At 40.3% G+C, this 7,739-nt stretch carries 9 protein-coding genes; all 9 read right to left on the bottom strand.

Going from position 1 to position 7,739, the window contains the following annotated elements; all coding sequences use genetic code 11:
* The coding region (locus HMPREF3029_RS09170; protein ID WP_246830719.1) for an NYN domain-containing protein at positions 1 to 157 on the bottom strand (157 nt) is incomplete at its 3' end.
* Between the two features lie 25 nt (positions 158 to 182).
* On the bottom strand, positions 183 to 920 hold the full coding sequence (rlmB, locus tag HMPREF3029_RS08685) for a 23S rRNA (guanosine(2251)-2'-O)-methyltransferase RlmB (protein WP_070710434.1): 738 nt from the start codon (positions 918 to 920) through the stop codon (positions 183 to 185).
* Positions 917 to 1,300: a Mini-ribonuclease 3 gene (locus tag HMPREF3029_RS08680; RefSeq protein ID WP_068129494.1), complete on the bottom strand. Its 384-nt coding sequence runs from the start codon at positions 1,298 to 1,300 to the stop codon at positions 917 to 919. The genes rlmB and HMPREF3029_RS08680 overlap by 4 nt, the downstream gene beginning before the upstream one ends.
* The gene (gene cysS, locus HMPREF3029_RS08675; protein ID WP_070710432.1) at positions 1,293 to 2,687 is read right to left on the bottom strand and encodes a cysteine--tRNA ligase; all 1,395 of its coding nucleotides are present in this window, start codon (positions 2,685 to 2,687) and stop codon (positions 1,293 to 1,295) included. The genes HMPREF3029_RS08680 and cysS overlap by 8 nt, the downstream gene beginning before the upstream one ends.
* Positions 2,671 to 3,324, bottom strand: coding sequence for a serine O-acetyltransferase (gene cysE, locus HMPREF3029_RS08670; RefSeq protein WP_068129492.1), 654 nt, complete (start codon positions 3,322 to 3,324; stop codon positions 2,671 to 2,673). Before cysE ends, cysS begins: the two co-directional genes overlap by 17 nt.
* A gap of 594 nt (positions 3,325 to 3,918) precedes the next feature.
* Entirely contained in the window at positions 3,919 to 5,379 is a 1,461-nt protein-coding gene (gene gltX, locus HMPREF3029_RS08665) for a glutamate--tRNA ligase (RefSeq protein WP_070710430.1), read from the bottom strand.
* The gene (ispF, locus tag HMPREF3029_RS08660) at positions 5,372 to 5,860 is read right to left on the bottom strand and encodes a 2-C-methyl-D-erythritol 2,4-cyclodiphosphate synthase (protein ID WP_070710428.1); all 489 of its coding nucleotides are present in this window, start codon (positions 5,858 to 5,860) and stop codon (positions 5,372 to 5,374) included. Before ispF ends, gltX begins: the two co-directional genes overlap by 8 nt.
* Positions 5,857 to 6,531 (bottom strand): 2-C-methyl-D-erythritol 4-phosphate cytidylyltransferase, encoded by a 675-nt coding sequence (gene ispD / locus HMPREF3029_RS08655; RefSeq protein WP_070710426.1) that lies wholly within the window; start codon positions 6,529 to 6,531, stop codon positions 5,857 to 5,859. The genes ispF and ispD overlap by 4 nt, the downstream gene beginning before the upstream one ends.
* Positions 6,531 to 7,550 carry a PIN/TRAM domain-containing protein gene (locus HMPREF3029_RS08650; RefSeq protein WP_070458390.1) on the bottom strand — a complete coding sequence of 340 codons (1,020 nt, stop codon included), beginning with the start codon at positions 7,548 to 7,550 and terminating at the stop codon, positions 6,531 to 6,533. The genes ispD and HMPREF3029_RS08650 overlap by 1 nt, the downstream gene beginning before the upstream one ends.
* Between the last annotated feature and the right edge of the window lie 189 nt (positions 7,551 to 7,739).

Here is a 7,739-nt window from a genome sequence, read left to right as displayed (position 1 = left end):
CGTACGCATCGAATACACAAATGACGTCGTACTTTGATACGGCTTGATATTCACTTAATATCGTAAGTAATTCTTCGCGTGCATATTCTAAACTTAACCGACTCTCTTCGGTAAGTCGTTTATTGGCCCCGATCAAATTGTACCCGTCGACTAACATGATTTTTTGTCTTCTTTTCATGACGCTACTCTTTTAACGGGTGTTGTTTACGGTACACTTCGTACATTAAAATACCTGCGGATACCGAGGCGTTTAAACTCGATATTTTACCGACCATCGGAATCGTTACAGTAAAATCACATTTTTCTAACGTCTTTTTACTAATGCCGTCCCCTTCATTTCCGATAATAAGTACCGTATTAATGTCTGCCGGGTATTCTCTATAGTCCATCGGCGCATCCATCGTCGTACCGACCGTCCAAAACCCTGCGTCTTTTAGTTTGTCGATCGCTTGGTTGACGTTTGTTACGCGTACGACTGGGACGTGTTCGACCGCACCAACTGACACGCGTGCGACTGTATCTGTAATTTGTACACTACGTCTATTCGGAATAATTACCGCATCAAATCCTGTAGCGTCCGCTGTACGTAATATACTTCCTAAATTATGTGGATCTTCTAAGCCGTCGAGTAAGAGTAGATTGGCTTTCTTTCCTTCGACGTTTTGAATGAGAGTGTCTAACGGCATATATTTATATGCACTGATAAACGCGATAATACCTTGATGGCGTTCATTCGTAAACGATTCTAATTTACTTTTAGGAACTGTTTGAACGACGACTTTGTTTTTCTTTGCAAGCTTTAAAATATCGTTAATTTGATGCTTTTCAATACTATCTTGAATTAAAATCTTGTTTAAATCACGATTACCTTGTAACGCCTCTTTAACTGCATGACGTCCTGCAAGAACGGATTCACTCATAAATACTCACCTCGCACTATAATTTCAAAAAGCGCATCGAGCCTATCGTACTTTTCGTTTAAATATAAAACTCCAACGAGGGCTTCTAACCCTGTTGCTTCTTGATACTCTTTGCTCGTTGCGCTCTTTGCTTTCGTATTACTCTTTTTATTTTTTGCACGTCTGACGATTTCTTTTTCTTCATCCGTTAATATATCTTCGAGTGCCTGTAACGCTTTTGACTGACTCGTCGCCTTTTCAAACGTCGTGCCGAGTTGATGCGCGTCATTTGCTCGAATACGAGGTGACGATTTCACAATATGTTTACGGACATACATACTGTAAACTGCGTCACCGACGTATGCTTTTGTTAAGTCGTGAATTTCATATAAATTATCCACGGCGGAATTTCACTCCGTCTTTTGTATCTTCTAAAATAATGCCTTTTTCATGAAGTGTGTCACGAATTTCATCTGCACGGGCAAAATCTTTCTCTTTACGTGCTGCTTCACGTTCTTCGATTAATGCTTCGATTCGTTCGTCTAATAGTACTTCTTCTTGTTCAAGTGTAATACCAAGAACGTTACTATAAGCGTCGTATGCGTTGATATACGCGTCAAGGATGTCTTTGTTCGTTGCGTCACGGCGCATATATTTATTTAGGCGCGTCGCAAGTTCGTGCCACGCTGTAATTGCGTTTGCTGTATTGAAGTCGTCGTCCATCGCTTCTTCAAACATATTTATATTTTCTTTGACGAAGTCTAGTTCTTTATCGTCTAATTCTGTACTAATTGCGTGTTCTCTACGTTCTACTGCAGTATTGTATGCTGTTAAAATTCTGTCTAAGCCAGCAGCTGCTGAGTCGACGAGTTCACGGTTAAAGTTAATTGGTCCACGGTAATGCACGCTTAGCATAAAGAATCGTAAAATGTTCGGATCGAGTTCTTTTAAAATATCGTGCACAGTGATAAAGTTCCCGAGTGATTTTGACATCTTTTCGTTGTCGATATTGATGTAGCCGTTATGCATCCAGTAATTTGCGAACGTTTCGTCTGTGCAAGATTCAGATTGAGCGATTTCGTTTTCGTGGTGCGGGAACGTTAAGTCTTGTCCCCCCGCATGAATATCCATCGTCTTGCCTAAATGTTTTGTCGCCATTACCGAGCATTCGATATGCCAACCTGGACGTCCTTTACCCCACGGACTATCCCAGCTAATTTCATCTTCTTTTTCGTGTTTCCATAACGCGAAATCAAGTGGATCGTCTTTACTTTCACCTTGCTGGATACGCGCACCGACTTTTAAATCGTCGATTGACTGTTTAGATAACTGCCCGTAACCGTCGTATGAACGTGTTTTAAAGTATACGTCTCCGTCTCGCTCGTAAGCATGTCCTTTATCGATTAACGTTTCAATGAATGCGATGATGTCGTCCATATGATCCATAACTCTCGGGTGGACGTCTGCTTTTTTGACGTTTAATGCACCTGTATCTTCAAAGTATGCTGCGATAAATTTGTCTGCGATTTCTGGAACTGTTTGACCTGTTTCTTTTGACGCATTAATGAGTTTGTCATCAACGTCAGTGAAGTTCGATACGAACGTGACATCGTACCCACGGTATTCTAAGTAGCGACGTACTGTGTCAAATACGATTGCTGGACGTGCGTTACCGATGTGGATATAGTTATACACCGTCGGTCCGCAGACGTACATTTTTACTTTACCTTCTTCAATTGGAACAAACTTTTCTTTTTGACGTGTGAGTGTGTTATATATGTGAACCATCTTTAACCTCATTCCTCTCTTTTTCTTTAAATTGAGTGATTTCTTTTTCTAATTCTAAAATTTTATTTAATATCGGATCTGGTAAGTTGTTATGGTTAAGCGTGTCTGTTGGTACACGTTTGCCGTGACGTCTAACGATATGTCCTGGAATCCCGACGACCGTTGAGTACGACGGCACATTTTTTAAGACGACTGAGTTCGCACCAATATTCGTGCCTTCGCCTATTGTTATATTACCAAGCACCTGCGCGCCGGTTGCGACGAGTACTTTATCTTCAATAGTCGGGTGACGTTTACCCTTTTCTTTACCGGTACCACCGAGCGTGACACCTTGGTATAACGTAACATCGTCTCCAATCGTTGTCGTTTCACCGATGACAATCCCCATTCCATGGTCGATGAAAAGCCTCCTACCAATCGTCGCGCCAGGGTGAATCTCAATGCCTGTGAAAAATCGAATCGTTTGCGAAATGATACGCGCGATTAAAAACATCCGGTGCTTATAAAACCAATGAGCAATCAAGTGACCCCAGACAGCGTGCATTCCAGAGTACGTCAGAAAAACCATCGTCCGACTCGTCGCTGCTGGATCAAGTTCAAGCACCATATCAATATCTTCTTTTATTCTTTTAAACATTGTCTCTCCTTTTGTGAGTGGGGTTTGGCGTGGGTGCAATCAGGTAAGAGTTGGCGTCTTTTTGAGTTTTTACTCTTATAAGATAGTTATACCCGTTCTCACGATTTTATTTAACAAAAATATCGGGATTTTGTTAGATATCTGGATTTATTTAACAAATTTCGTTCGCGTGACCCGATTTTTGTTAATTATAATTTTTTATCTAACATATTTCGGGTGTTTCATCTTGTTTTTGTTAATTATCCGGAGATATCTAACAGATTCAGCAACAATCTGTTAAATAAACGGCACTGCTACGCACCAGCGCCCCGCCAACAATCCAATTGCTGAACAAAAACCTGCGCTTTACCTCGCGATCGACAATCCCATTAAACTTTACCACCTGTCGCAATTAAAAACACCTCTGCCCTAATACGGACAGAGGTGCGTTGCACGGTTCCACTCTGATTTTTATCTTTTATTCACTTTAAAATTTATGCATTTCTTTAAATAATAGTGTTGCCTTCGCACCGACCAGGCAATCTCTGTTTTCACGTTATTTAAATACTGATAACAACAAGTGAATTATATAACGATTTTTAGTTGTTTTCAATCTTAAAGACTTTGAATGACGTTTTCAATGCGTGCGAGTACTGTCTCTTTACTGAGGAGTTCTAATGCGTTTGGTAATTCTGGTCCTCTCGTTTCGCCTGTTGTCGCTACGCGAATTGGCATGAATAAGTTTTTACCTTTGATTCCTGTTTCTTTTTGCACTGATTTGATCGCTTTTTTAATGTTGTCTGCTGTGAAATCTTCTAAGTTTGCGAATGTTGCTTTTAACGCATCCATTAATTCAGGGACTTGTTCACCAGCTAACACTTCTTTTGCCGCTTCATCATACGAAACGTCTTCTTTAAAGAATTGCTCAGATAACTCGACGATTTCAGCTGCGTAACTCATTTGTGGTTGATATAACTGAACGAGTGATTTTGCCCATTCTAATTCTTCTTCTGAAGCGTCTTCTTTTACGCGACCTGCTTCAACTAAGAATGGTAATGCAAGCTCAAATACTTTGTCGATATCTTTTTGTTTCATGTACTGGTTGTTTACCCATTCTAATTTTACTTTGTCAAAGAATGCTGGTGATTTTGATAAACGTTCTTCTGTAAATAATTCAATGAACTCTTCTTTTGTGAATAGCTCTTCTTCTCCACCTGGTGTCCATCCGAGTAAAGCGATGAAGTTAAATAATGCTTCTGGTAAATAGCCAAGTGCTTCATAGTCTTCGATGAATTGTAAAATACCGCTGTCGCGTTTTGATAACTTTTTACGTTCTTCGTTTACGATTAACGTCATATGACCAAATTGTGGTGGCTCTAATCCAAGCGCTTCGTAAACCATTAATTGGCGTGGTGTGTTTGAAATGTGATCATCTCCACGTAATACGTGTGTGATTGCCATTTCATGGTCATCAATTGCGACGGCAAAGTTGTATGTTGGTGTACCGTCTTTTTTAACGATGACCCAGTCTCCAATACCGTTTGAGTCAAAGGATAATTCACCTTTTACCATGTCGTTGAACGTGTATGTTTTATCTTTTGGTACGCGAATACGAATCGATGGTTCTCTACCTTCAGCGATAAATGCTTCTTCTTCTTCTTTTGATAAGTTCGCGTGCTTACCGCTATACATCGGTTGCTTACCGTTTTTAAGTTGTGTTTCGCGTTCTTCTTCTAACTCTTCTGCTGTCATATAGCAACGATACGCTTTGTCTTCAGCGAGTAGCTTTTCGATATAAGGTTTATAAATATGGTTACGTTCAGATTGACGGTATGGTCCAAACTCACCACCGACGTCGACTGACTCATCCCAGTCGAGCCCGAGCCATTTTAAATAATTTAACTGTGAAGATTCACCTTCGTCGACGTGACGTGCTTTATCTGTATCTTCAATACGGATGATGAACTCCCCACCGTAGTGACGTGCGAATAGATAGTTAAATAGTGCACTTCTTGCGTTACCGATATGTAGGTAACCTGTTGGACTTGGGGCATATCTTACTCTTACTTTACTCATTGTTTGCCTTCTTTCTTTTTAATAAAATCACCGCTTCACTCGCGATGCCTTCTTTTCGACCTAATGCGCCGAGTTTTTCATGTGTTGTTGCTTTTACGTTTACGTTGTCGATCGTTGTGTCGAGTAGTCGCGCGACGTTTTGTCGAATGTCATCGATATACGGACGAAACTTCGGTGCCTCAGCGATAATCACTGCGTCAACATTACCGACCTCGTAACCTTTTTCTGTCATTTTTGACACGACTTCACTTAATAATACTTGTGAATCTATGTCTTTATATTTTGGATCATTGTCCGGGAAAAATTTTCCAATATCACCAAGTGCGAGTGCACCTAAAATCGAGTCTGCAATCGTATGAAGAAGTACGTCTGCGTCACTATGACCGTCTAATCCTTCTTCATGCTCGATTTCAAGACCACCGATAATTAATGGTCGTCCCTTTTTTAACTGATGAACATCATAACCGTGACCGATTCTCATCTTTCTCGACTCCTTAATATCGATTCTCCGAGTACTAAATCTTCTACCGTCGTAATTTTAATGTTATTATACGACGAATCTACCATAAAAACATCATGTCCGTACGCCTCGACCATCATCGCGTCATCCGTAACTGCTAAGTCGTTTTCAATCGCGTACTCATGTGCATCCATTAATAAATTATAACAAAAAGCTTGTGGCGTGTGCACCTCGAACGTCGTCTCTCGGTTAATTGTTGCCTTAACCTTTCCGTCGATGACTGTCTTCATCGTGTTTTTTGCTTTGACACCACAAATGACTGCGTTCTTTTCCACGACCGCCGTCTTTAAGCGTGATAAAGTACCCATGTCTAAAAATGGGCGTGCAGCGTCATGTACAAATACGTAATCCGCATCGACGTGTAAAAGCGCGTTATATATCGAGTGTTGACGCTCTTTACCGCCGAGTACGATGCGTTTTACTTTTTTGACGTCTTTTAACTCTTCGTTCAATTCTTCGATGTCTTCTTTTCCAGTTGCGATAATAATTTCTTTACAGTCTGGATCTTGGTTGAATATGTCGACTGTGCGATGAATGATCGATTGGCCGTCAATTTCGTATTTTATCTTATTAAAGCCAAGTCCCATACGTTTTCCGATCCCTGCTGCTGGAATCACTGCTGAATACTGCATTATTTCTCTCCAAGTTTTGTAAATATTATTCTCCCAGAATGGGTTTGAAGTATCGATGTTACTTCAACGAGTACCGTTTCGTTAATAAAAGATTCTCCTGAATCTAAAACAACCATCGTGCCGTCGGTTAAGTATCCAACACCTTGGTTGTCTTCTTTACCTGATTTTGTAATTAAAATCTCGAACGTGTCACCTTGATGGATGTTTAACTGCACCGCCTCAGTTAATTCGTTCACGTTTAATACTGTCACTTTATGGACTTGTGCTACACGATTTAAATTATAGTCTGTCGTAATAATTGCAGCATTTTCTTCTTTAGCGAGTTCAATGAGCTGCTGGTCCACATCTAACTTATCGTATTTGACCGTTTTTACTTTAACGGCGTCCGATTGTTTTTGAAGCGCGTTTAAAATGTCGAGACCGTGTTGTCCTTTATCTCGCTTTAAATGATCGGTAGAATCTGCAATTAATTGTAGTTCGTCTAGCACGAATTGCGGAATAATAATTTCGCCTTCTAAAAATCCGCTTTTTAAAACGTCTAACACACGTCCATCGATAATTGCACTCGTATCGAGTAGTTTTTTTGTTAAATTTTTAGGTGCTCGGTTAAATAACTCGAGAATCTCTGTCGTCTTTTTTAAGCCGAGTTGATAGCCTAGATAACCGAGGACGACTGCTGAAATTAGTGGAATGACTTCACGGACAACAGGTATGTCTAACATGTTCGTTAATAACGTAATAAAAACAGTAAACAATAATCCAAGTAGCATACCAATTGTTGCAAAGAATATTTCCGTAATGTTTCTAGATAATAGTTTTCGCTCTACTTTCTTTAATCCGCGCACAAAATATGGCATCGTCCAAAATGTTAAAGCTAAAAATAGTACCCCGCCAATCGCACCATAGAAAAATACGTTGTGGATTGCACTTGGTACTGGAAAGTCCGTCGAATGGAAACACCATATTCCGAGTGTGACTCCGGTAAGAAAGTAGACGAGTGTTAATAATCCTCTTAACATTCGTCTTCCTTCCTTTCTATTTGTAAATTTCTTTCATTGCATCTTTTAACGTTCTTGCTCCGACTACCTCAATATCAACAGGAGTAAGTCCAGCTAAGTTTGACGCTGGGATAATCGCTCGGTTAAACCCTAACTTCGCCGCTTCTTGCAAGCGCTGTTCGATTTTAGTAACGCGTCTAATTTCACCTG

Source organism: Nosocomiicoccus sp. HMSC059G07, from assembly GCF_001815515.1.
Lineage (GTDB): Bacteria > Bacillota > Bacilli > Staphylococcales > Salinicoccaceae > Nosocomiicoccus > Nosocomiicoccus ampullae_A.
Note: the sequence above shows the minus strand (reverse complement) of the source record. Positions and strands in the feature narration are given on the sequence as shown.

Excerpts from the sequence above, each read along its gene's own strand:
- cysS (WP_070710432.1), bottom strand. The coding sequence starts at position 2,687 with ATGGTTCACATATATAACACACTCACACGTCAAAAAGAAAAGTTTGTT.
- HMPREF3029_RS08650 (WP_070458390.1), bottom strand. The coding sequence starts at position 7,550 with ATGTTAAGAGGATTATTAACACTCGTCTACTTTCTTACCGGAGTCACA.
- cysE (WP_068129492.1), bottom strand. The coding sequence starts at position 3,324 with ATGTTTAAAAGAATAAAAGAAGATATTGATATGGTGCTTGAACTTGAT.
- ispF (WP_070710428.1), bottom strand. The coding sequence starts at position 5,860 with ATGAGAATCGGTCACGGTTATGATGTTCATCAGTTAAAAAAGGGACGA.
- gltX (WP_070710430.1), bottom strand. The coding sequence starts at position 5,379 with ATGAGTAAAGTAAGAGTAAGATATGCCCCAAGTCCAACAGGTTACCTA.
- rlmB (WP_070710434.1), bottom strand. The coding sequence starts at position 920 with ATGAGTGAATCCGTTCTTGCAGGACGTCATGCAGTTAAAGAGGCGTTA.
- ispD (WP_070710426.1), bottom strand. The coding sequence starts at position 6,531 with ATGCAGTATTCAGCAGTGATTCCAGCAGCAGGGATCGGAAAACGTATG.